The following is a 22,258-nucleotide window of genomic DNA, read 5'->3' as shown; positions in this document are numbered from 1 at the left end:
GCGCTAGTTTGCCGCGGCCGGAGTGACCGACACCGCTACCGCTTCACTGTAGACGGCCTCGACCCGATCGCCCTTCTTCACATTCTTGAGGCGCTCGGGATCCGCCACCACCAGGTCGACCACAAGCCCCTTGGGTCCCTTCAGCGTCACGGTACTTGCGTCCTTGTTGACGGCGACGACATCGGCCGTGGCGGTCACTTCGCGACCGATCATCCCTCCTGGCTTTGCACCCGGCGCGGCCCTGTCCGAGATCTTGCGCTCGCTGATCGACAGTGGCCCCTTGCTCTTCTCGAGGCTCAGGGTCAACGCTTTCATGTATTCGATCTCGACGGTATCCCCCACCGCGAGCTGCTCGAAATTCCGGGCCTCCGGATCGACGGCAAGGTCTACCACTTTTCCGTCCTTGCCTTTGAGCGACACCGTTCGCGTCGGCGCGTCGATCTTGACGATCTTCGCCGTGAGCTTTGCCGTACCGATCGCAGTGGCCTGTCCCGGCGCATGCGTAACGTCCACGCGCGTCTCGGGTTGCGCCCATGCCGTTGTCGTTGCGACAAGCAAGGTCGCTGCGGCCACTAGTCCCTTTGCGTTCATTGGTGTTCCCCTGGATTTGAGTGTTGACCCGCCAAAACAAGATGCATGCTTCAGTTAAAGCGCTCTCTCAGCACCTGCGCGCTGATCTGTTGTCCCTTCCAGTACATGCCGTGGATACGGCCTTTCAGCTTGTCGAGGGCGTCGCTATCGAGCCCATCGAAAGTCAGCCTGGCGGAGGGCCGGGTGCCGTCGCCTTCGAGGTATTCGATGCCGTCGAACTGTGGCAACCCGTATTTCACGAGGAACGCGCCGATCTCTTCATCGGTGGCGTCGGGAACGATGTTCGCAAGCAATAAGACAGACATACTCGCCTCCCCAGCGGACCATGATTGTTGTTGTGCTGCAGGGCACCACTCTATCCGGAAGGCCGGGGCGGACCGACATGAAATCTTTCGGCGTCGAGATAAGAAATTCTTTCGAGGAAGTGAATGCGCTGGGCCAGGCACATCATGCGAAGCGGCATGCGTGGCGCGGCTGGCGATGCCGCGCCCAAGGGACTCCGACCGTCGACGTGGTCGCGCCATGCTCTTGTCACGGGATTGCCGTGCAGCATCGGCGCCTGCGCCGTTGATGTCGTCCGCTTGCCGACTAGTGAGCCGCGCAGCAGCCGAAGGCGATGATGCGATATCGCAGGCAGTGTCGAGCCACGGACAGGTTCGGGGCTGGTTCAATCATTGCTGGAGAGCCTGCATGCGGACGCGCTCCACGCGGCAGGCAGCCGGGCAGACTCTGAAGCGAGTACCCGTACGAAATTCTCCGCACGCTACGATCAATATTCGCCCGTTAGGGCAAGCGACGCGTTTTTTGGTTACTTTTTGTCGCTCGGACAAAAAGTGACTCGCAGGCTACGCCTGCGAAACAGCCGCGCCTGCCAAGCACGATGCCCTTAAATTCGGCGAAGACCCAAATAAATGATCGGCTTTACGGCTTCCGAGCAGCCGACTGCCCATGGCGTTGACCGCGCTACGCTTCGAACACCTTGCGAACGGTCCGCGCCAGATCCTCAAGGGAATAAGGCTTGCCGAGCAGGACGACGCCTTCGTCGAGCCGGCCCTCATGGAAGATCTCGTCGCGCGTATAGCCCGAGGCGAAAATGACCTTGGCCTTGTAAGGCGGATTGCTTGCGATGCGGGCCAGTTCGCTGCTGCGAACCGTGCCGGGCATGACCACATCCGTAAAGAGCAGGTCGACGCCTTCAACTCGCTGCAACACGGCAAGCGCTGCATCGCCGTCCTTGGCTGACAAGACCCTGTGGCCGAGCTGCGCAAACATGTCGATGGCCGACAGCCGCACGTCGGGGTTGTCTTCCACCACCAGGACCGTCAGTTCGTTGGCGACATTGCCCAGGACCGGCCGCTCGTGATCGGGCACTTCTTCCTTATGCGTTCTGGGGAAGTAAAGGGAAACCGTCGTGCCCTGGCCCAGCGCGGTCTGCAGATCGATATGGCCCTGGCTCTGCTTGACGAAGCCGAAGACCATGCTGAGCCCGAGGCCGGTTCCATGTCCTTCGGGCTTGGTCGAGAAGAATGGCTCGAAGGCGCGCGCCTTGACCTCTTCCGACATACCGGTGCCCGCGTCGACCACGGAAAACCGCACGTAGTCTCCCGGCGGAAGCTCGATGGCCGATTCCTGGTTGCCATCCTGCACGGTCAGGTTGGCCACTTCGATGTGGATTGCCCCGTTGCCTCGCAATGCATCGCGCGAGTTGATGACCAGGTTCAGCAGCGCGCTTTCCAGTTGCGTGAGATCGACGAACAGGTTCCAGATATCAAGCGGGACGTTCAGGTTCAGTTGAATGCTTTCGGGCACCGCGCGCCGCAACAGGTCCGACATCGCGTCGACCATCTTGCGCGGATTGGCCACCCGCGGGCTCAGCGGCTGCCTGCGCGCAAATGCCAGCAATTGCTGGGCAAGCCTGGCGCCGCGCGCCACCGCCGCATTGGAGGCATGGATGCGTGCCTGAAGCCGGGGATCATCACCGACGGCGAAGTTCAGCAGCTGCAAGTTCGAGGAAATCACCTGCAGGACGTTGTTGAAATCGTGGGCGACGCCACCCGTCAGGCCACCGACGGCCTCCAGTTTCTGCACCTGGCGCAGACGGTCCTCCGCACTGGCCCGGGCTCTTACCTCCTGGGCAACGCGTTCTTCCAGATTCTGGTTCAGTGCGAACAAGGCCTGCTCGGCCTTGTTCCGGGCCAATTCCGCCTGGAGCCGCTTGCGCTCGCCCAGCACGCGTTCGGTGGTTTCGAAGACGATGGCGATCACGCCTGCGGGCGCGCCGTCGTCATCCACCGCCGGGCTGTAGTGGAGGTCCATCCAGACCTCTTCCGGCCTGCCGTGCCGGTGGAGCGTGAGCGGCTTGTCCTTGTACGAGAGGGTTCCTCCCGCAAGGACCGTGTCCACGACATGACGGTTGAATGCCGCAACCTCCGGCCACCCCTCTTCAACCGGCTTGCCCAACAGGAACGGGTGCCGGCCGCCGGCGAACACCGCGTAGGCGTCGTTGTAGACCATGACGCCTTCCCGGCCCCAAAGCATCACCAGGGGAACGGGGCAGGCAAGCAGAAACTGTATGTTGGCGTTCAGGCTGCCCGACCACGTTTCCCGGGCGCCGAGTTCGGTCTCGCGCCAGTCGTAAGCGGCGATGCGGTGAGCCATCTCACCGCGCCATCCGGGGCACAAGTTCGTGGACGACGGCCAACCTGTGGATGCAATCATGTCACCGATCCAGAAAGCGTTCTGGCAACTATACCCGCCCAGCAGGAGCCCCGTTTCCCGCTGCAAAGGTCGCCGGATGCCAAGCGCCGGAAGATGCATACAACGCGACATCCGGCTCGACTGAGCGGTAGTTTCCGGCCGGTAGCGGGGCGCTAGACCAATCCGATATCTGTCGCCCTTGCCCCGGGAAACACCTGCGCCAGCCGCGCATCGTCCAGGCCGTACACCCGCTGGAATATCCCGCCCAGCACGGCGCGATATTCATTGCGCACGGGGTAGTCGCGATTCTGGTTGAGCGTGGCCGCCTCCACCGCCACCTGTTCGCCGGCGATGCGCCCGCCTCGCACGGCGCCGCCGGCCACCCAGTAGACCGTACCGTGGCCGTGGTCGGTCCCGCGCGAGCCATTCTCGCGAAACGTGCGGCCGAACTCCGACACCACCACCACGGTGGTCTTGCCCCACGCCGGCCCCATCTCCTGCGCAAACCCGGCGAGGCCGCGTCCCAGGTTGTCGAGCAGGTTGGCCAGTTGCCCTTGCGCGGCGCCCTGGCTCGAGTGCGTGTCCCAGCCTCCGACGTCGACGAAGCCGAGGTTGAACTTGTCGCGCATCAGCCCCGCCATGCGGCGCGCCTCGACCTCGAAGCCGCGCGCGCTCAGCGAGCGGCGGTTGGCCGCCTGCATATCCTGCATGCGCGCGGCCATGGCATCCATGCCGCCCGCCACGGCGGCGCGGGCCTGCATCGCCTGCGCCTGCTCGGCCACGGTCTGGCGCAGCTCGAAGCCTTCGTCGATCAGCGCCTCGAAGCGCGTGCCGCGGTACATCTGCGCGAGCGCGCGCGTCTGGCGCGCGTCGAACGGCGTGCGGCCCGTGCCCTTGAGCGAGACGTTGGGGACATCCTGGCTCCCGGACAGCACCAGCGGCAAGCCGTCGGTGAAGGCCACCGGCGCGGCGCGCCCGCCCATCGACTGCGCCAGCCGGTTCAGGAAGCCGCTGCCGCGCAGCGACGCCGCGTCGTGCCGGCCATCGCCGCTGCCGGAGGTGCCCGCGGCGCCCGACTCGATGCTGTCCTGCGTCTCGAAGTGGCTGCGCGACAGGTCATGGGTGCCCGCGAACGGCACGAAGGCAAGCTGCTGCTGGCTCCACAACGGCAGCATGGTGTCGGCCAGGGACGGATGCAATGCCCAGTCGCCGATGCCGCGGCGGCCGCTGTCGGACGCAAAGGATGGCGCCAGCGCCAGGGCCGCCGCGGGATCGCGTTCCGCCCCGGCTGGCACCGGCCGCCGGATCGCGATATTGGGCCGCGAGGCGTAGTAGAAATCACTGCCGGCAGGCACCAGCACGCTGGCGGCGTCATAGGCGCCGCGCAGGAACACCAGCAGGAAGCGCGCGTCCGCTTGCGCCGGCAGCGCATACACGCGCGACATGGTGGCGGGCAGGGCCAGCGCCAGTCCGGCGCTGCCCACAGTCTTGAGCCATTCCCGACGTTTCATCTCGAAGTCCTTGCGTGTGCATCAGTGCGTCGTGTGCCTCGCCTGGCTGCCCGATCAGCGCTGCATCCACTCGGGCGAGCTGAGCAACAGCGTGTTCCATTCGGCCTGGGTTTCCGCCTGCGCGAGCGACGTGCGCGTCTGCGGTCCGAGCGTGGCTTCGATGGTGTCGTAGTAGGCCTTGCCCGCGACCACCGGAAAACGCGCGGGCCCGGGCGGCAGATTGGCGTCGCCGGCAAACAGCCCTGCGGGGCCGGAGCCGATGGCGCGCGCGATCTCGAAGCGCTTGACCATCTGCCCGGAACTCGCCCAGGCGCCTTCCGCCGCCGGGTAGCCGTCCGGCGTGACGTGCCCGTAGAGCGGCTCGCCCAGCTGGTTCAGCCAGTTCATGACCGGACGCAGGTTGGTGACGGTGCGGCCGTCATACGCCAGGCGCATCGACGCCATCACGAACGCCATCGGGTCGCGGAACTTGCGGCCCGACGCCTCCAGCACGCGGTCGAGTTCGGGCGACAGGAACAGGGTGGTCAGCACGGCGGCAATGTCGCCGTCGGTACGCGTGAAGGTGGCGGCCATGCGGTCGACCAGCGCGGCCGGCGGATTGTCGGCCACGAAGTAGGCGGCGAGCTTCGCGCTGATGAAGCGGGCCGTGGCGGGATCACGCGTCAGGATCGCGACCGCGCGCGCGGCTTCGCCAAACCCGGTGGGCTCGATGCGCTGGCCGAGCAGCGTCTTGGCGCCAAAGTCGTGCCGGTTCGGATTGAACTCGAACAGCCCGTCGCCGCGGTACAGCGCCGCGCGCGCCGGCGCCAGCCGCGGCGGCTCGCCGCGCGCGTTGATGCCAAAGCCCGTCAGCACGCGCGCCAGTTCCTGCACGTCCTGCTGGGTGTAGCGCGAGCCGCTGGGTCCGCCCGACACGCCCAGCGTATGCAGTTCCATCAGCTCGCGCGCGTAGTTTTCATTGACGCGGTTGGCACTGCTCTGCGTGTTGTCCAGGTACTCCAGCATGGCCGGCGCGGTCACGGTGGCCAGCACCAGGTCGCCGAACTTGCCCAGCGCGCGTGGCCGGATGGTGTGTTCCTCGTAGTCGGCCAGGGCCCAGCGCACCTGCCCCTTGGCGCCATAGACGCTGAAGTGGTTCATCCAGAACCAGGTCATCTGCTCGCGCAGTTGAGCCGGGGAGTACAGCGCTCGCAGCAAATGCCGCCGGCTGGTATCGGCGATGGCCTCGCGTCCCTGCCGGTTCAGCGCCTCGCGGGCTTGCTGTTTGGCCATCTCGTCGGGCAGGCCGGCGATGCGCTGGCGTTCCTCGCGCGCCGCGCGCGTGCGCTCGACGGCGGTGCCCTGCAGGTTCGGCAAGGCCGCCATGGCGGCGCTCACCACCGGCGGGTCGGTGGCCGGCATGCGCAGCTGCTCCTCAAGGAAGCGCTTGCGGCCAAGTTCGCGCAGCCGGGCGATGCTGGCCTGGTCGGCACCGAAGCTCACGGTATTGAGCCAATGCAGGTCCGCCGCGCTGAGCGGCCCGGACTCGTCCACTGGCTGCTGCGCGCAGGACGCCAGCGCCAGCATGCAGGCGGCCAGCAGCATGGCCGTCAGCACGCGTCGCACGCCGGTGCCGGCAGGAAAAGTCGGCCGCCCAAGAGTCATGCCTGGCTCCTTGTCTTGCGATGCAGGGACATGGTCCCTCTTACGTGGCGGGTGCGCTGCCGGTTGACAGGGCGCCGCCTGCCGCCCGGTTACGAGAACTTTCATGGCGCTGGTTCCACGGCATCTCATGCGTCGCCTGGACCACCCCGCTCGCCGGGCCGATTGCCGGAATCGCCAAGACTTCCCGCGCGATGGGCGTTAGTTTCTGCGGCATGCCGGCACCACGGGTCTCCGTTGCGCCGGGTCCCCGTTGCCCCCCATTGTCGCGAACCCCTATGTCTCGCCCCCAAACCTCCGCCGGCTGGCTGCCCGGCCTGACCTTTGTCCTGATCTGGTCCACCGGCTTCATCGTCGGCAAGGCCATCGTGCCGCTGGCCGATACCAGCCTGTTCCTGCTCGCGCGCTTTGCACTGGCCGCGCTGATGTTCTGCATTGCCGCGCTGGCCGCGCGCGCCGCGTGGCCGGCGTGGCGTGACGTCCCGCGCCACCTGCTGGCCGGGGCGCTGATGCAGGGCCTCTACCTGTGCGCCGCCTTCGGCGCGGTCGCGCACGGCCTGCCGCCGGCCGTGATGGCGTTGCTGGGTGCCTTGCAGCCCTTGCTTACGGCATTGCTTGCCATACCCCTGCTGAAGGAGCTACCTTCCAGGCGCACCTGGCAAGGCCTGGCGACCGGCGTGGCCGGCGTGGCGCTGGTCGTGGTGCCGGTCCTGCAGGCCGGCGCCGGCCGGTCCGCATCGATCGTATCGCCCTGGGTCATGCTGGCCGGGCTGCTTGCCATTGTCTCGATCACCATGGGAACCCTGCTCCAGAAGATGTCGATTGCCGCCTCGGATCTCCGCACCAGCTCTGCGTGGCAGAACGTCGGCGCCATGCTGGTGGCCGGCCTGGCCGTGTGGCTGTCGCCGGCGCCGCACTGGCAGCCGGGGCCGGTCCTGTGGGCCGCGCTCGGCTGGGCGGCGCTGGGGATCTCTGGCGCCGGCACCTGGCTGCTGCTCGGCATCGTGCGGCGCGGTCAGGCCGCCGGCGCGGCGGCGCTGATGTTCCTGGCGCCGCCGCTGGCCGCGATGCAGGCGTGGCTGCTGTTCGGCGACCGCCTGGCTCCGCTGCAGTGGCTGGGCATGGCCGTCGCGGGTGCAGGGGTCTGGCTGTGCCAGACGCGGGAAAGGCTACGGCATGCCACCGCCCGCTGAACTGGCGCACCCGGGCGCCGCAAGCCCGCTGGTCGAGTCCCGCCGCTACCACCCATGGCCGGCGGGGCATGCGCATGACCATCACCAGTTGCTGTTCGGTCTGGACGGGGCCACCGAGCTTGAGATCGATGGCCATCTGTACCGGGTCGACCGCCACCACGGTCTGATCGTGCCGGCCGCGAGCCACCACGAATTCCTCGGGCTGGCCGGCAACCTGCAGGTGGTCGCGGATTTTCCCGGCGCGTCGGTCGCACTCCCCGCGCGCTTGATGGAACGGCCGCGCGCCTTCGTGCTGGATGGCGTCCTCGGCACACGTGTCCGCGCGCTGGCGGGGTTGCGCCCCGCAGGCACCCGCGCGACACACCTGAACTGGACCGTGGCCGCGACGCTCGCGAGCGACCTTGCCGACGCCCTCGGCGCCTCGGACGGGCATGGCACCACGACCGTGTTCCCGGTCATGGCCATCGATGCCTACCTGCGCGCGAACCTGTCGTCGGCCCTGCATGCGGGGCACCTGGCCGAGCGCTTCGGCTGGAGCGTGCGCCGCTTCCACACGCTGTTCGCCGAGGCGTTCGGCGACACGCCTCACCGCTACCAGACGCGCTTGCGGCTGGACCGCGCCGTGCAACTGCTGGCCGGCAGCGGCCTGCCACTGGCGGAGGTGGCGCTGGCGTCGGGCTATCCCGACCAGACCACCTTCACGCGCAGCTTCACGCGCCGCTTCGGCCAGCCACCAGGGGCATGGCGCGCGGCCGCCGACCGCTTCAGTCCTCGGAAGCCAGCGCCCGGTTGATCCGCAACGCCAGCAGCGTGCAGACCGCGCCTGACAAAAGATAGGCACTGACCGCGATCAGCCCGAACTTGGCCGACAACCCCAGCGCCACCAGCGGCGCGAAGGCCGCGCCGAACAGCCACGCAAAATCGGTGGTCAGCGCGGCGCCGGTATAGCGGTAGCGGCGCTCGAAGTTGGACGTGACCGCGCCGGCCGCCTGGCCGTAGGACAGGCCAAGCAAGCCAAAACCGATCAGGATGAACAGGTCCTGTTCAATCGGCCCGCCCCCCATCAACAGCGGCGCGAACAGCGCAAACACGCCGATCAGCAACGCCATGGACCCGAGCGTGGTGCGCCGCCCGATACGATCCGCAATGCGGCCCGAGGCAATGGTGCCCAGGATGCCGATGAACGCCCCGGCCACCTGCACGCTCAGCACATCGGTGATCGGCTGGCTTTGGTGCAGTTCCACCCATGACAGCGGGAACACCGTGACCAGGTGGAACAGTGCGAAGCTGGCCAGCGCGGCGAAGGCGCCCAGGAAGATGTTGTAGTCCTGCTTGCTGATGAGCTCGATGGTGCTGATCGGCTCCAGCTCGTCCTCGTCGAGCAGCTGGGTGTACTCATGCGTCACCACCAGCCGCAGCCGCGCGAACAGCGCCACCACGTTGATGGCGAACGCCACGTAGAACGGATAGCGCCAGCCCCATTCCAGGAACTCGCCGCGCTCCAGGCTCAGGTTCAGAAACAGGAACAGCGAGCCCGCGACGATGAAACCCGTGGGCGCGCCGAGCTGCCCCATCATCGCGTACCAGCCACGGCGCGCGGGCGGCGCGTTCAGGGCGAGCAGCGACGGCAAGCCATCCCACGAACCGCCGAAGGCGATGCCTTGCAGCGAACGGAACACGGCCAGCAGCACGATGGCGGTATGGCCCAGCGACGCGTAGCCGGGCAGGAAGGCAATGCCCACCGTGGCCGTGCCGAGCAGGAACAGCGCGGCGGTCAGCTTGATGCCGCGTCCCCAGCGCCGCTGGATGCGCATGAACAGCGCTGTGCCGAACGGCCGTGCGACAAAGGCCAGCGCGAAGATGGAGAACGAATAGAGCAGGCCGTCGAGCCGGTCAGCGAACGGAAAGTAGACGGTCGGGAAGACGAGTACCGAGGCGATGCCGTAGACGAAGAAGTCGAAGTACTCGGACGCCCTGCCGATCACGACTCCGGTGGCGATCTCGGCCGGCGCGATATGCGCGGCCCCTGGCGCCGGAGGTGCAGAAGGAGACGCACGGTGCTGGTGGGTGACGCTGGCCATCCGATACCTCCACGTAGCGTAACGAGGCTAGTAAGGAATTTGCACACTGGCGATTAGCCCCTGAGCGCCTAAACTGCCATAGTTGCTCAGAACAGTCTAAGTCACGTACGCTTAAGCGTACAGGATGGCAACAGAGGACCCAAGCCTATGCGATCCGACCGTTCGACTCAGGCAGTACCGCGCGCGCCGCGCTGGATCCTGCTGGTTCCGGCAGTGGCTGCCCTGTGCGGATGCAGTACGGTGCTGATGTCGCCGAACGGTGACCTCGCCGTCCAGCAGCGCAATCTGATCCTGATCTCGACGGGACTCATGCTGCTGATCATCGTGCCGGTGATCGTGCTGACGCTCGTGTTCGCCTGGCGCTACCGGGCTTCCAACACCAGCGCAACCTACAATCCCGACTGGGACCACTCCACGGTGCTGGAGCTGCTGATCTGGTCGGCACCGCTGCTGATCATCATCGCGCTGGGCGCGGTCACCTGGGTCAGTACCCACAAGCTCGATCCATACCGGCCACTGCAGCGGCTGGACGCGCAACGGCCGGTGCCCGCCGACGTGCAACCGCTCACGGTGGAGGTGGTTGCTCTCGACTGGAAGTGGCTTTTCCTGTACCCGGAGCAGGGCATTGCCAGCGTCAACGAAGTCGCCGCGCCGGTGGACCGGCCCATCCGCTTCCGCATCACGTCCACGAGCGTGATGAACTCCTTCTTTATCCCGTCGCTGGCCGGGCAGGTTTATGCGATGCCTGGCATGGAAACCAAGCTGCATGCGGTGATGAACCAGCCCGGCGACTATGAAGGCTTTTCCGCCAACTACAGCGGCGCGGGTTTCTCGCATATGCGCTTCCGCTTCCACGGCATGAGCCACGATGACTTCGAGCGCTGGGTGCAGCGCGTGAAGACCAGCGGCACGCCGCTGTCGCGCGACAGCTACCTGAAGCTGGAACAGCCCAGCGAGCGCGATCCCGTGCGCCACTACGCCAGCGTCGCGCCCGACCTGTTCGATGCCATCCTGAACCGCTGCGTGCGCGCGGGGCAGATCTGCCAGAAAGACATGATGGCCATGGACGCACGCCGCCAGCAAGGCGGTGCGCTGGGCGCCGTCTGCACGGCGAGCAACACGCCGAAGGCGCCGTTCGACCCGGCCGCGCCGTACGGCGAACGCAGCGCGGTATCGCTGCAGTAGCACAGCCGGGACGCCATCGCCCCGAAACGACTCACCCTCACCCCTGACTCTGGCCCTGGAGCACAACATGCAGGAGCGATCCGAACTCGCCACGCTTATCTTCGGCCGCCTGAGCTGGGAGGCCATACCGCTGCACGAGCCGATCCTGCTGGGCACGTTCGCCGTGGTGGTTCTCGGCGGCCTGGCGCTGGTGGGCGCGGTGAGCTACTTCCGCCTGTGGGGCTATCTGTGGCGCGAGTGGTTCACGAGCATCGACCACAAGAAGATCGGCATCATGTACGTGATCCTGGGGCTCATCATGCTGCTGCGCGGCTTTGCCGACGCCGTCATGATGCGCCTGCAGCAGTCCGTCGCGTTCGGCGACAACCTTGGCTACCTGCCGCCGCACCACTACGACCAGATCTTCACCGCGCACGGCGTGATCATGATCTTCTTCGTGGCGATGCCGCTCGTGACCGGCCTCATGAACTTCGTGGTGCCGTTGCAGATCGGCGCGCGCGACGTCGCCTTTCCGTTCCTCAACAACTTCAGTTTCTGGATGACCACCGGCGGCGCAGTGCTGGTGATGATGTCGCTGTTCGTCGGCGAGTTCGCGCGCACCGGCTGGCTGGCCTATCCGCCGCTGTCCGGCATCGTCCACAGTCCTGACGTGGGGGTGGACTACTACATATGGTCCTTGCAGGTGGCGGGGGTGGGAACGGTGCTATCGGGCATCAACCTGCTGGTGACGATCGTCAAGATGCGCGCCCCGGGCATGACGCTGATGCGCATGCCTATCTTCACCTGGACCGCGCTGTGCGCCAACGTGCTGATCATCGCCGCGTTCCCGGTGCTGACCGCGGCGCTGACCATGCTGGCGCTGGACCGCTACCTGGGCATGAATTTTTTCACGGCCGACCAGGGCGGCAGCGCCATGATGTACGTGAACCTGATCTGGATCTGGGGCCACCCGGAGGTCTACATCCTGATCCTGCCCGCGTTCGGTGTGTTTTCCGAGGTGGTGGCCACGTTCTGCCGCAAGCGCCTGTTCGGCTATGCGTCGATGGTCTATGCCACGGTGGTCATCACGGTACTGTCCTACCTGGTGTGGCTGCACCACTTCTTCACGATGGGATCGGGGGCGAGCGTCAATTCGTTCTTCGGCATCACCACCATGATCATCTCGATCCCGACCGGGGCCAAGCTGTTCAACTGGCTGTTCACCATGTACCACGGGCGCATCCGCTTCGAGGTGCCGATGCTGTGGACGGTCGGCTTCATGGTCACGTTCGTGATCGGCGGCATGACCGGCGTGCTGCTGGCCGTGCCGCCCGCCGACTTCTCGCTGCACAACAGCCTGTTCCTGATCGCCCACTTCCACAACGTGATCATCGGCGGCGTGCTGTTCGGGCTGATGGCCGGCATCACGTACTGGTTTCCCAAGGCCTTCGGCTACCAGCTGGAGCCGTTCTGGGGCAAGTGCTCGTTCTGGTTCTGGCTGGTCGGGTTCTACTTCGCGTTCATGCCGCTGTACATGCTCGGCATGATGGGCGTGACCCGCCGCATGAGCCATTTCGAAGATCCCGCGCTGCGGATCTGGTTCCTGCTCGCGGCGTTCGGCGCCTTGCTGATCGCACTGGGCATCGGTTGCTTCCTGATCCAGCTGGTGGTGAGCTTCGTGCGGCGCGAGGCGCTGCGCGACGTGACCGGCGACCCGTGGGACGGCCGCACGCTCGAATGGTCGACGTCGTCGCCGCCGCCGGCCTACAACTTCGCCTTCACGCCGATCGTCCATGACACCGACGCCTGGTGGCAGATGAAGTCGCACGGCTTCCAGCGGCCCTTGCAGGGTTTCATACCGATCCACATGCCGAAGAACACGGGCGCGGGCATCATTCTGGCGGGGCTTAGCACGGTGTGCGGCTTTGCGCTGATCTGGCACATCTGGTGGCTGGTGGTGGTGTCGTTCGCGGCGCTCATCGTCAGTGCGATCGTGCATACCTTCAACTACAAGCGCGACTACTACATCCCGGCCGACACGGTCGGCAACACGGAGGCAGCGCGCTCGGCGCTGATGGCCCACCATGCCTGATACCACGGCCCCGTTCCCCGCCGGCCGCGCGCAGGCCGCGCCCGCCGCCACGCCGCACGCCGTACCGTCCGGCCACGGCGCCGAGGAAGGCGAACTGCGCTTCTACATGACCAGCGAGTACCACGTGCCCAACGGCACGTTGCTCGGGTTCTGGGTCTACCTGATGAGCGACTGCCTCATCTTCGCGTGCCTGTTCGCGGCCTACGGCGTGCTCGGGCGCAACTATGCCGGAGGCCCGACCGGTGCCGAGCTGTTCGAACTGCCGCTGGTGGCGCTGAACACCTCGTTCCTGCTGCTGTCATCGATCACGTATGGCTTTGCCATGCTGCAGATGCAGCAGGGGCGCGTTGGCGGCACGCAGGGATGGCTGGCCATTACCGGCGTGCTCGGCGCCTCGTTCCTTGCCGTGGAAATCTACGAGTTCGTCCACCTGATCGGCGAAGGCGCGGGCCCGTGGCGCAGCGGCTTCCTGACGTCGTTCTTCTCGCTGGTCAGCACGCACGGGCTGCACGTGACCTTCGGCACCATCTGGCTCATCACGCTGATGGTCCAGGTGGGCCGGCACGGGCTGATTCCCGAGAACCGCCGGCGGCTGATGTGCCTGTCAATGTTCTGGCACTTCCTGGATGTTGTCTGGATCGGCGTCTTCACCTTTGTTTACCTGATGGGAGTGCTGCCATGAGTGCACCGGACCACACGCTCGCCCATGGCCATGATAGTCACGACGGCCACGACGGGCATGGCCATGACGAAAGCCATATCCATATCTCGATGAGCGGCTATGTGACCGGCTTCGTGCTGTCGGTGATCCTGACCGCGATTCCGTTCTGGCTGGTGATGGGCAAGGTGTTCGAGAAATCCACCACCACCGCGCTCGTGCTGCTTGCGCTGGGCGCGGTGCAGATCGTCGTGCACATGATCTATTTCCTGCACATGAACGCCAAGTCGGAAGGTGGCTGGAACATGCTGGCGCTGATGTTCACGCTGGTGCTGGTGGTAATTACGCTTAGCGGCACGCTATGGGTGATGTATCACCTGAATTCGAACATGATGCCGGGGATGGTTGATGTGAGGCAGTTGCCTTGATCGGGTGGGGTTATATTCGCCGGATTGCGGGGACATGGTTCTTGGCAGGCGCCGCTGTTTCGCCGGCGGTACCGGCGGGGCGCTTCAGTGAATGATTGCGTTATCGTGCTTGGCAAGCGCCGCTGTTTCGCAGGCGTAGCCTGCGAAACAGCGGCGCTTGCCAAGCACGATGTCTCTCAATTCAGCGCCCCCCAAAAGATATCCATAGATAACAATCCGCACTCAAAAAAACAATTTCGCCCAAATTAAGCAACAAATGCCACGCCTTTGTCATTAATCTTGCGGGCTATTTTTCGTTTCCGATTCGCCCATTGCCAGCACGGGACAGCGCCCATGCCGGTTTTGACGCGACAGCATTGGCTGGTGACCTGCGTGGCCGAGATCACGGCCGTGGCCATCTACATGGGCGTCTGGTTCCCGGACGTGCCGCGCTGGATCTGGGCACTGGCGGCGCTGGGCGCGATGGGCTCGGTCAACCTGCTGGCGGTCAAGGCCTATGGCGAGTTCGAGTTCTGGTTCGCCATGATCAAGATCGTGACCATCGTGCTGATGCTGTTCAGCGGCGGCGCCATGATCGTGTTCGGCCTGGGCAATGGTGGCGTCGCCACCGGCATCAGCAACCTGTGGGCACACGGCGGCTTCCTGCCGAACGGCGCCAGCGGCGTGCTGATGTCGCTGCAGATGGTCATGTTCGCCTACCTGGGCGTCGAGATGATCGGCCTGACCGCCGGCGAAGCGAAGAACCCGCGCAAGTCGATCCCGGATGCCATCAACTCGGTGTTCTGGCGCATCCTGATTTTCTATGTCGGCGCGCTGTTCGTGATCCTCTCGCTCTACCCGTGGAACGAGATCGGCGCACAGGGCAGCCCGTTCGTGATGACCTTCGAGCGCCTGGGCATCAAGACCGCCGCCGGCATCATCAACTTCGTCGTGCTGACCGCCGCGCTGTCCTCGTGCAACGGCGGCATCTTCAGTACCGGCCGCATGCTCTACAACCTGGCGCAGCAAGGCCAGGCGCCGGCCGCCTTTGCCAAGGTGGACCGCAATGGCGTGCCGCGCGCTGCTGGTGTCGATCGCCGCGCTGCTGTGCGGCGTGCTGCTGAACTACCTGGTGCCCGAGAAGGTGTTCGTGTGGGTGACGTCGATCTCCACCTTCGGCGCGATCTGGACCTGGGCCATCATCCTCGCCACGCAGATGCGGTTCCGCCGCGGCCTGTCGCCGGCCGAGCGCGACCAGCTGGCCTTCCGCATGCCGTTCTGGCCGTATGGCTCGTGGATCGCGCTGGCCTTCCTGGCGCTAGTGATCGCGCTGATGGCCTATTTCCCGGACACGCGTGTGGCGCTGTATGTCGGACCGGCCTGGCTGGTGCTGCTGACGGTGCTGTACTACCGCCTGGGCGTCCAGGCACGCGGCCCGGTCAGCTACCAGGCCTGACCCAAGCGGGCGGTGCGCCTGCGGGCGCCCGCCGCTACAATGGCCCCCGGGCAATCCACTGCCAGGGGGCCAGATGTCCGAACTCTACGCCGCACCACCCCGCCATGACCGGGCGGCGAATCCAGACGCCGGCCACGCCGGCGTCGTCGCGAATTCAGCCGAGGATGCCGTAGCCCGCGCCGCCGCCGTGGCCGACACGATCGCGCGCACGGCGGTCGAGCAGGCGGACCACGCCATGCGCCACTGGACCGACCCGGCGCCGGGCCCGGTGCGCATCGGCTCCGCACAGCACCTGCGCATGTTCTCCAACATGCTGCTGCAAACCCACAACCCCTACAAGCCGGCCGTGATCGAATGGCCGACGCTCTCGCCTGATGCGCTGCAGCGCGTCACCTCCCTGCCGATCTGGGACATTGCCGTGCAGACCGAGGGCCGCGCCTCGATCCGCGTGAAGACCTTTGCCGAAACCGTCGCCGACCCGCTGCTGCGCAGCGCGCTGGACATGGACGGCGCCGAAGAAGCGCGTCACAAGGTCGTGCTCTCGAAGATGGTGGAGGCCTACGGCATTCCGCTCGCACCCGAGCCCGACTATCCGCCTCCGGACGACCCCGAGTGGGGATGGCTGGTGACCGGCTACAGCGAATGCATCGACAGCTTCTTCGCCTTCGGTCTGTTCACCATGGCCAAACGCTCCGGCTACTTCCCGGCGGAACTGGTGGAGACCTTCGAGCCGGTGATCCAGGAAGAAGGCCGGCATATCCTTTTCTTCGTCAACTGGGCGGCCTGGTATCGCAGCAACCTGCCCTGGTGGCGCAGGCCGCTGTTCGCGCTGAAGGTAGCGCGGGTGTGGGCCTTCCTGGTCTGGGAGCGCATCGGCATCGCGCGCGGCATCGACGCCGACGGCGCGGCACAGGACGCCAACTTCACGATGAACGGCTCGGAAGCGCTTGGCGATTCGCTGTCTCCAGCCGCAATGATCGATTTGTGCCTGGCCGAGAACGAGCGCCGCATGGCCGGCTACGACGCACGGCTGCTACGGCCCGAAACCGTGCCGCGCCTGGCAAGGCTGGCGCGCCGCTTCCTGAAATGACCATGACCACTGCGTTTGCGCTGTCCCTGCTGTCGCTGGCGATCTGGTGCGTGCTGCTGTTCGGCCGCGCGGACTTCTGGCGCGTGCGCAAGCCTGCGCCGGCCCCCGCCCCCGATGCGTGGCCCGAAGTCGTGGCCATTGTCCCGGCGCGCAACGAGGCCGACGTCATCGGCCGATGCGTGGCCGGCGTGCTCGGCCAGCAATACCCGGGAACGCTGTCCCTGGTCGTGGTCGATGACCACAGCAACGACGGCACGGCGGAAATCGCGGCCAGCGCGGCAGCCGGGACGCCGCGGCCCGGCGCCCTGACCGTTGTCCCCGCCCGGGACCTGCCAGCGGGATGGAGCGGCAAGGTATGGGCCCAGTCGGAAGGACTCGATGCCGCCGGCCGCGCGGCGCCGGGGGCCGCCTATCTCTGGCTGACCGATGCCGATATCTGGCACGGCCCTGGCGTGCTGGCCGGCCTGGTCGCCCGCGCCGTGCATGAGCGCCGCGATCTCGTGTCGCTGATGGTGCGGTTGCGCTGCGCCTCGGCCTGGGAACGGCTCATCGTGCCGGCTTTTGTTTTCTTCTTTGCCAAACTCTATCCGTTCGAACGCGTCCGCGACCCGCGCAGCGCGGTAGCGGCCGCAGCGGGCGGCTGCATGCTGGCAAGCCGCGCGGCCCTGTCCCGCATCGGCGGATTCGCCGCCATTCGCGGCGAGCTGATCGATGATTGCAGCCTGGCCGCGAAGATCAAGCCGGGCGGTCCGATCAGCCTCGATCTCGCCGACGATAGCGTGTCGCTGCGGCCCTATGACGACTGGCGCAGCCTGTGGGACATGATCGCCCGCAGCGCCTATACCCAGCTGCGCTACTCGCCGCTGCTGCTGGCCGGCACGGCGCTGGCGATGACCGTGACCTATCTGGCGCCGCCGCTGCTGGCGCTGGCCGGGGGCGTCCGGCTCTGGCCGGCCTGGCTCGCCTGGGCGGCGATGTCGCTGACCTACCTGCCGATGCTGCGCGAATACCGCCAGCCCGCCTGGCTTGCACCGCTGTTGCCACTGACGGCGCTGTTCTACCTTGGCGCCACGCTGGATTCGGCGCGGCGCTACTGGCTGCGCCGCGGCGGGCAATGGAAGGGCCGCAGCCAGGCGCCGGTGCGGTCCTGAGGCTTCAGCCCAGGTATCCCGCCTCGCGGAACCAGGCCAGCGCGTCGCGCAAGCCCTCCAGATAGGGCCGCGGCTGGTAACCGAGTTCGCGCCGGGCCTTGTCGCAACGGAAGAACATCTTGTACTTCGACATGGTGAGCCCGTCCACGGTGATAAACGGCTCCTTGCGTGTCACGCGCGCCACGGCCTCGGCCGCGTGGGCGAGCGGATACAGCGGCCACCGCGGCAGTTGAACGGTCGGCGGCCGCCGGCCGCAGAGGCCGGCGATATCGCGCAGCATCTGCTGCAACATGACGTCGTCACCGCCCAGGATATAGCGTTCGCCGGTCCGGCCGTGCTCCAGCGCCTGGAAATGGCCCGCGGCCACATCGTCCACGTGGGCCAGGTTGAGCCCGGTCTCGACAAATGCGGGGATCTTCCCGGTGGCGGCTTCGACGATGATGCGGCCGGTCGGCGTGGGACGCACGTCGCGCGGGCCGATCGGCGTGGACGGGTTGACGATCACCGCGGGCAGGCCGCGTTCGGCCACCAGGCGCTCGACCACGCGTTCGGCCAGCACCTTGCTGCGCTTGTAGGCGCCGATGGCCTCGTGCGGCGTCAGCGCGGCCGTTTCGTCGACCGGCGCCGTAGCACCGGCTACGCGCAGCGTGGCCACGCTGCTGGTATAGACCACGCGCTCCACGCCGGCCTGTTGCGCCGCCTCCATGACGGCCATGGTGCCGTCGACATTGGTCCGGACGATCTCCTCGGGGTCGGGCGCCCATAGCCGGTAATCGGCCGCCACGTGGAACAGGTAGCGCACGCCCTGCATGGCAGCCGCGACGGCGGCCGGGTCGCGCATATCGCCCTGCACGACCTCGACCGGCAAATCCGCCAGGTTGGCACGCGGACTCGACGCGCGCACCAGCGCCCGCACGCGCCAGCCACGTGACAGTGCCTGCCGCAACACCGCGGATCCGAGAAAACCCGATGCACCCGTCACCAGAACGTAATCGTTTACTGTCATAACCCGGTTTCACGATGAGATGGAAACGCCGCAACATGGAAAGGGCCGTCAGACATTTCCGGCGCGTCCGGTATATAGTAACCATCATGTGTCGGAAATGTGATTTCTGTACACCTTCCCAATCACTGAAACCCATTGAAGGGTCCAGGGGGCCTACCGTATGCAGGTGATTCTTGCTCAACCCCGAGGCTTCTGTGCCGGTGTCGTGCGCGCGATCGAGATCGTCGACCGCGCGCTCGTCAAGCATGGGGCGCCGGTCTTCGTGCGACACGAGATCGTGCACAACAAGCATGTTGTGGAGGGATTGAAGAACAAGGGCGCGCGCTTTGTCGAAGAACTCGACGAGGTCCCCGCGGGCGCCGTGACCATTTTCAGCGCGCACGGCGTTTCGCGCGCCGTCGTGGCCGATGCCGGACAGCGGCAGTTGCATGCGATCGACGCGACCTGCCCGCTGGTAATCAAGGTGCATAACCAGGGCCGGCAGTACGCGGCCAGCGGCCGCACCGTCATCCTGATCGGCCATGCCGGCCACCCGGAGGTTGAAGGCACCATGGGCCAGATCCCCGGCAAGGTAATCCTGATCCAGAACGAGGCCGAGGTCGCCAGGCTCGACCTGCCCGCCGACACCCCGGTGGCCTATGTCACCCAGACCACGCTCAGCGTGGACGACACCCGCAATATCATTGCCGCGCTGGCCCGCCGCTTCAGCGACCTGGTCGGCCCCGACACCCGCGACATCTGCTACGCCACGCAAAACCGGCAGAGCGCCGTGCGCGACCTGTGCAAGCTGGCCGATGTCATCCTGGTCATTGGCGCCACCAACAGCTCCAATTCCAACCGGCTGCGCGAGATCGGCACCGAAAGCGGCGTGCCGAGCTACCTGATTGCCGATGGCAGCGAACTCGACCCGGCCTGGGTCGCGGGCGCCAATATCGTCGGCATTACCGCCGGCGCCTCAGCGCCTGAAGAAATGGTCGAGGACGTAATTGCCGCGCTGCGCCGCCTGGGCCCCGTGGAAGTCTCGACCATGGCAGGCCGCGAAGAGCACGCCGAGTTTCGCCTGCCCGCCGAGCTGGTCGACGTCCGCCCCGCGGCGGCCGCACCGCAACCGGCCGAGAAGGTCCCCGGCTGAACCCATAAGAAAAGGAAGTCCCCCTTGCCTATTCCGTTCCTGCAGGTCGCCCGCGTGGGCGCCTACATCGTCGGCAAGCATCTGGCGCGCCAGAAGCGCTATCCGCTCGCGCTCATGCTGGAGCCGCTGTTCCGCTGCAACCTTGCCTGCAACGGCTGCGGCAAGATCGACTACCCGGACCCGATCCTGAACCAGCGCCTGTCCATCGAGGAGTGCCTGGGCGCGGTCGACGAATGTGGCGCCCCGGTGGTGTCGATTGCCGGTGGCGAGCCGCTGCTGCACAAGGACATGCCCGAGATCGTGCGCGGCATCGTCGCGCGGCGCAAGTTCGTCTACCTGTGCACCAATGCGCTGCTGATGGAGAAGAAGCTGGACCAGTACGAGCCCAGCCCCTACTTCGTCTGGTCGGTCCACCTGGATGGCGACCGCGAGGCGCACGACCACTCGGTCAGCCAGGAAGGCGTCTATGACCGCGCCGTCGAAGCCATCCATGCCGCCAAGGCGCGCGGCTTCCGCGTCAACATCAACTGCACGCTCTTCAACGATGCCAAGCCCGAGCGCGTGGCCGCCTTCTTCGACACGGTCAAGGCGATGGGCGTGGACGGCATCACGGTCTCGCCGGGCTACGCCTACGAGCGCGCCCCGGACCAGCAGCATTTCCTGAACCGCGGCAAGACCAAGCAGCTGTTCCGCGACATCCTGCGCCGCGGCCGCGGCAAGAACTGGTCGTTCAGCCAGTCGACCATGTTCCTCGACTTCCTGGCCGGCAACCAGACCTACCACTGCACGCCCTGGGGCAACCCGGCGCGCACGGTGTTCGGCTGGCAGCGGCCCTGCTACCTGGTCGGCGAAGGCTATGTGCAGACCTTCAAGGAACTGATGGACGAGACCGACTGGGACGCCTACGGCACCGGCAACTACGAGAAGTGCGCCGATTGCATGGTCCATAGCGGCTACGAGGCCACCGCCGTGGCCGACACGTTCGCGCATCCGCTCAAGGCGCTCGGCGTGAGCCTGCGCGGCGTGAAGACCGATGGGGCGATGGCCCCGGACATCCCGCTCGACAACCAGCGTCCCGCCGACTACGTGTTCTCGCGCCACGTCGAGATCAAGCTGGCCGAGATCGGCCGGGCCCAGCCGCGCAAGGAACGGCCCGCCAGGGCGGAGACCACGGCGACCCACTGAGTGCCGATGCCCGCGGAAGCTGCGGCCATGGCCGCGACCCTGCTTGGCAGCGCGCTGACCTGCGTGTCGGCGGGCTATGCCGTGGCCGCCGCCGTGCTGACGCGGCGCGCGCGCACGCGCGTGGCGCCACTCGCCCAAGCCGGCGAACTGCGCGCCAGCGTGCTCAAGCCGTTGTGCGGGGCCGAGCCGCGCCTGTACGACAACCTGGCCACGCTGTGCCGGCAATCGGTCACGGGACAGCAGATCGTATGCGGCGTGCGTGACCCGGACGATCCCGCCATCGCCGTGGTGCAGCGCCTGCAGCAGGACTTCCCCGACACCGACATCACGCTGGTCATCAACCCGCGCGTGCATGGCACCAACCTCAAGGTCAGCAACCTGATCAACCTGGCCGCGCAAGCGCGCCATGACTGGCTGGTCGTGGCCGACAGCGACATCGCCGTGCCGCCCGACTACCTGGCACGCGTCACCGCGCCGCTGGCCGACTCCGGCGTCGGCATCGTCACCTGCCTGTACCGCGGGCGCCCGGTCGATGCCTTCTGGGCGAAGCTCGGCGCGCAGTTCATCGACGACTGGTTCGCGCCATCGGTGCGCATCGCGCATGCCGGAGGATCGTGCCGCTTCGCCTTCGGCGCGACCATCGCGCTGCGACGCGACACCCTGACGCGGATCGGCGGCTTCGCATCGCTGTCAGACCGGCTCGCCGATGACTTCTGGCTGGGCGAACTGACCCGGCAAGCGGGATTGCGCACGGTCCTCTCCGACGTGGAGGTCACCACCGACGTGACCGAGACGCGGCTGTCCGAGCTTTGGACGCATGAACTGCGCTGGCTGCGCACCATCCGCTCGCTGAATCCGGCGGGCTTTGCCTTTACATTCATCACCTTTACGTGGCCGATGCTGGCGTTGGGCGTGGCGCTGTCGCCTGCTGCATGGATGGTCGCCATTGCGGTAGTCGGCATTCTCACGCGCAGTGCATTGGCAGGCACGGCAGCCGCAGCATTGCGCGCACCGTTGCGGGACGTGCTTTTGCTTGTCGGCTGGGCCGCTGCGCTGGGAGGCCAGCAGGTCCGATGGCGGCAGCAAGTCCTTTCCGTGCAGGATCCTGGCATGACACGGTGATACACGATGACCAACACAAGACAACGCTGCGACGCTTTGCCCGATGTAGCCGTTTTGGCTACGATCGTAGCCAAAACGGCT

Annotated in this window: 18 protein-coding genes and 1 pseudogene; 12 read left to right on the top strand and 7 right to left on the bottom strand. The window is 66.5% G+C overall.

All coding sequences use genetic code 11. The features are described 5' to 3' along the window. Positions 1–3 precede the first annotated feature (3 nt). From ACIGJB_RS18135 to ACIGJB_RS18115, 5 genes are all read right to left on the bottom strand, one after another. Positions 4–591, bottom strand: coding sequence for a hypothetical protein (locus tag ACIGJB_RS18135; RefSeq protein ID WP_483733691.1), 588 nt, complete (start codon positions 589–591; stop codon positions 4–6). A 50-nt stretch (positions 592–641) separates the two neighbouring features. Further along, positions 642–896, bottom strand: a complete 255-nt coding sequence (locus ACIGJB_RS18130) for an RNA-binding protein (protein ID WP_483733690.1) — start codon at positions 894–896, stop codon at positions 642–644. A 658-nt stretch (positions 897–1,554) separates the two neighbouring features. Further along, positions 1,555–3,249: an ATP-binding protein gene (locus ACIGJB_RS18125; RefSeq protein ID WP_483733689.1), complete on the bottom strand. Its 1,695-nt coding sequence runs from the start codon at positions 3,247–3,249 to the stop codon at positions 1,555–1,557. Positions 3,250–3,461: 212 nt separating this feature from the next. Then, positions 3,462–4,799, bottom strand: a complete 1,338-nt coding sequence (locus ACIGJB_RS18120) for a DUF1501 domain-containing protein (RefSeq protein WP_483733688.1) — start codon at positions 4,797–4,799, stop codon at positions 3,462–3,464. A 54-nt stretch (positions 4,800–4,853) separates the two neighbouring features. Next, entirely contained in the window at positions 4,854–6,443 is a 1,590-nt protein-coding gene (locus tag ACIGJB_RS18115) for a DUF1800 domain-containing protein (RefSeq protein WP_483733687.1), read from the bottom strand. A 275-nt stretch (positions 6,444–6,718) separates the two neighbouring features. On the opposite strand from ACIGJB_RS18115, the gene ACIGJB_RS18110 reads away from it, so the two are divergent. Both ACIGJB_RS18110 and ACIGJB_RS18105 read left to right on the top strand, forming a co-directional pair. Beyond that, complete coding sequence (locus tag ACIGJB_RS18110; RefSeq protein ID WP_483733686.1) at positions 6,719–7,633, top strand: DMT family transporter; 915 nt, start codon at positions 6,719–6,721, stop codon at positions 7,631–7,633. Next, positions 7,617–8,426 carry a helix-turn-helix transcriptional regulator gene (locus ACIGJB_RS18105; RefSeq protein ID WP_483733685.1) on the top strand — a complete coding sequence of 270 codons (810 nt, stop codon included), beginning with the start codon at positions 7,617–7,619 and terminating at the stop codon, positions 8,424–8,426. Before ACIGJB_RS18110 ends, ACIGJB_RS18105 begins: the two co-directional genes overlap by 17 nt. Here ACIGJB_RS18105 and ACIGJB_RS18100 read toward each other — a convergent pair. Then, the gene (locus ACIGJB_RS18100) at positions 8,398–9,714 is read right to left on the bottom strand and encodes an MFS transporter (RefSeq protein ID WP_483733684.1); all 1,317 of its coding nucleotides are present in this window, start codon (positions 9,712–9,714) and stop codon (positions 8,398–8,400) included. The genes ACIGJB_RS18105 and ACIGJB_RS18100 overlap by 29 nt on opposite strands. Before the next feature lie 147 nt (positions 9,715–9,861). Here ACIGJB_RS18100 and cyoA point away from each other — a divergent pair, with 147 nt between their 5' ends. The 7 genes and pseudogenes from cyoA to ACIGJB_RS18065 all read left to right on the top strand — a co-directional run bounded on the left by cyoA (position 9,862) and on the right by ACIGJB_RS18065 (position 17,732). Continuing rightward, complete coding sequence (gene cyoA / locus ACIGJB_RS18095; protein ID WP_483733683.1) at positions 9,862–10,899, top strand: ubiquinol oxidase subunit II; 1,038 nt, start codon at positions 9,862–9,864, stop codon at positions 10,897–10,899. Positions 10,900–10,966: 67 nt separating this feature from the next. After that, positions 10,967–12,970, top strand: coding sequence for a cytochrome o ubiquinol oxidase subunit I (gene cyoB / locus ACIGJB_RS18090; protein WP_483733682.1), 2,004 nt, complete (start codon positions 10,967–10,969; stop codon positions 12,968–12,970). Next, positions 12,963–13,652 (top strand): cytochrome o ubiquinol oxidase subunit III, encoded by a 690-nt coding sequence (gene cyoC, locus ACIGJB_RS18085; protein ID WP_483733681.1) that lies wholly within the window; start codon positions 12,963–12,965, stop codon positions 13,650–13,652. Before cyoB ends, cyoC begins: the two co-directional genes overlap by 8 nt. Next, entirely contained in the window at positions 13,649–14,056 is a 408-nt protein-coding gene (cyoD, locus tag ACIGJB_RS18080) for a cytochrome o ubiquinol oxidase subunit IV (RefSeq protein ID WP_483733680.1), read from the top strand. Before cyoC ends, cyoD begins: the two co-directional genes overlap by 4 nt. A 357-nt stretch (positions 14,057–14,413) precedes the next feature. Further along, positions 14,414–15,491 (top strand): annotated as a pseudogene (locus ACIGJB_RS18075) (amino acid permease); the annotation flags it as partial. Positions 15,492–15,726: 235 nt separating this feature from the next. After that, positions 15,727–16,581 carry a ferritin-like domain-containing protein gene (locus ACIGJB_RS18070; RefSeq protein ID WP_483734713.1) on the top strand — a complete coding sequence of 285 codons (855 nt, stop codon included), beginning with the start codon at positions 15,727–15,729 and terminating at the stop codon, positions 16,579–16,581. Continuing rightward, complete coding sequence (locus tag ACIGJB_RS18065; protein WP_483733679.1) at positions 16,578–17,732, top strand: glycosyltransferase; 1,155 nt, start codon at positions 16,578–16,580, stop codon at positions 17,730–17,732. The genes ACIGJB_RS18070 and ACIGJB_RS18065 overlap by 4 nt, the downstream gene beginning before the upstream one ends. A 4-nt stretch (positions 17,733–17,736) precedes the next feature. Here the strand turns inward: ACIGJB_RS18065 and hpnA are convergent, their stop codons facing one another. Beyond that, the gene (hpnA, locus tag ACIGJB_RS18060; protein WP_483733678.1) at positions 17,737–18,738 is read right to left on the bottom strand and encodes a hopanoid-associated sugar epimerase; all 1,002 of its coding nucleotides are present in this window, start codon (positions 18,736–18,738) and stop codon (positions 17,737–17,739) included. Between the two features lie 160 nt (positions 18,739–18,898). Here hpnA and ispH point away from each other — a divergent pair, with 160 nt between their 5' ends. The 3 genes from ispH to hpnI are packed head-to-tail and all read left to right on the top strand — an operon-like array spanning position 18,899 to position 22,177. After that, positions 18,899–19,870, top strand: a complete 972-nt coding sequence (gene ispH, locus ACIGJB_RS18055) for a 4-hydroxy-3-methylbut-2-enyl diphosphate reductase (RefSeq protein WP_483733677.1) — start codon at positions 18,899–18,901, stop codon at positions 19,868–19,870. Between the two features lie 24 nt (positions 19,871–19,894). Next, positions 19,895–21,055, top strand: coding sequence for an adenosyl-hopene transferase HpnH (hpnH, locus tag ACIGJB_RS18050; protein WP_483733676.1), 1,161 nt, complete (start codon positions 19,895–19,897; stop codon positions 21,053–21,055). Positions 21,056–21,082: 27 nt separating this feature from the next. Continuing rightward, positions 21,083–22,177 (top strand): bacteriohopanetetrol glucosamine biosynthesis glycosyltransferase HpnI, encoded by a 1,095-nt coding sequence (gene hpnI / locus ACIGJB_RS18045; RefSeq protein ID WP_483733675.1) that lies wholly within the window; start codon positions 21,083–21,085, stop codon positions 22,175–22,177. The last annotated feature ends 81 nt before the right edge of the window (positions 22,178–22,258 follow it).

The organism is Cupriavidus sp. C2SS-8b (genome assembly GCF_057073745.1).
This window is presented reverse-complemented; position numbering and strand designations above follow the sequence as displayed.